Origin of the sequence: Roseicella frigidaeris (assembly GCF_003258945.1) — a bacterium.
Classification (GTDB): domain Bacteria; phylum Pseudomonadota; class Alphaproteobacteria; order Acetobacterales; family Acetobacteraceae; genus Paracraurococcus; species Paracraurococcus frigidaeris.
Window position 1 is genome coordinate 1 of sequence record NZ_QLIX01000078.1, and the last position, 1570, is coordinate 1570.

Genomic DNA, 1570 nt, shown 5'->3' on the forward strand with positions numbered 1-1570 from the left:
GTCGGCAAAGACCCGGTCCTGGCCGGTGATGTGGGCCAGCACCAGGCCATGCAGCGGCCGCAGCCACCAGCACGCCTTGGCGACCCAGTCGCAGAGCGTTGAGCGGTCGAGGATGATGCCCTGCCGGCGCAGGATCGCGGCCTGGCGGTACAGCGGCAGGCCGTCGCCGTACTTCGCCACCAGCACCTGCACGAGCAGCGCCTCGGTCGGCAGGCCGCCGATGACGGCGTGCTCCGGCGCCCGCCGTTGATGGACGCCATCGCCGCAGCCACGGCAGGCATAGCGCGGCCGGATGGTCACGCGCACCCGCAGCTGGGCCGGCACCACGTCGAGCCGTTCCGTCCGGGTCTCGCCGATCCGATGCATCTCCCGCCCGCAGCAGGGGCAGCCGCGATCGGCGAGATCGAGGACCCGCTCGATCCGCTCGAGATGCGGCGGCAAGACGCCGCGGTTGCGGCGCCGGGGCGGCGCCTCGCCCTGCGGCTTTGCAGAGGGGGCCGGCGCATCATTCGCCGGCGGCAGCAGCGACGGATCCTGGCCGAGCGTCAGGGCCAGCTGCGCGGGGTCGATGCGCTCGGCGCTCTGCCCGAAGCGGGCGCGCTGGAAGGCCTGGATGATCTGCTCGAGGGCCGCGATCCGCGTCTCCGCCGCCTGCAGCGCGGCGCGCAGAACGGCGAGGTCCTGCTGCGGGTCGGGGCTGTTCTCGGCGGGCGTATCCGGCACGCGTGAATTGTCACCGATGCGCGCGCGTCGTGACAAGCGGAAAGCGTGCCGAACCGCAGGTCAGGTCGCCGTCGGACGCCAGGTGCGTTGCGGCGTTCGCCACTCGATCCCCTCAAGCAGCATCGAGGCCTGCGCCGTCGACAGCGCCACGGTGCCGCTGCTCGTCACCGGCCAGGGAAAGTGGCCGCGTTCCAACCTTTTGGCGAACAGGCATAGTCCCTGGCCATCGTGCCAGACACATTTCACCAGCCGGCCACGCTTGCCGCGGAAGATGTAGACCGCGCCGGTAAACGGGTCCTGCTCGAAGGCCTGCTGCACCAAAGCGGCCAGCCCGTCCATCCCGCGGCGCATATCCGTGAAGCCGCAGGCCAGGAAGATGCGGGTTCCCGCCGGCGGGCCGATCATCGGGCCGCCAGCGCGCCCAGCACGCGACGCAGCGCATCACCGTCGACCGCGGCGTCGACCCGCACCACGGCGCCACTCGGCAGCACGATCTCCATCAGCCCGGCGCGCGACGGCAGGGATGGCGATGACGGGGCGGCCGCGGGCTCGGCCAGCGTCACTTGCGCAAAGCTCGGGGCGGGTATGGCAGCTGTCGCCGCCGCATGCGCCGTCCGGTCCAGCAACTCCCGGCGCCAGGTGTAGAGCTGGCCGGTACCGACACCCCAGCGCCGCGCCACGTCAGCCGCAACGGCGCCCGGCACCATCGCCTCCTGCACGATCCGGACCTTGTCCTCCTCGGACCAGATGCGGCGACGCTCGCCCCGCGTCACCACCTCCACGACCTCGCTCCGACTACTCGTACGTGCGCTCGTACGAGTGCTTGCTGCAGACGCGTCCCCGTCCA

The 1570-nt window shown here is 71.9% G+C and carries 3 protein-coding genes; all 3 read right to left on the reverse strand.

Annotation, left to right across the window (positions count from 1 at the left end; translation table 11 throughout):
• Positions 1 to 723: IS66 family transposase (locus DOO78_RS26805; protein ID WP_165839112.1), on the reverse strand; the 723-nt coding region annotated here is incomplete at its 3' end.
• 60 nt (positions 724 to 783) lie between these two features.
• Entirely contained in the window at positions 784 to 1128 is a 345-nt protein-coding gene (gene tnpB / locus DOO78_RS26810; RefSeq protein ID WP_111472936.1) for an IS66 family insertion sequence element accessory protein TnpB, read from the reverse strand.
• Positions 1125 to 1505 (reverse strand): IS66-like element accessory protein TnpA, encoded by a 381-nt coding sequence (gene tnpA / locus DOO78_RS26815; RefSeq protein ID WP_111472937.1) that lies wholly within the window; start codon positions 1503 to 1505, stop codon positions 1125 to 1127. The genes tnpB and tnpA overlap by 4 nt, the downstream gene beginning before the upstream one ends.
• Positions 1506 to 1570 lie beyond the last annotated feature (65 nt).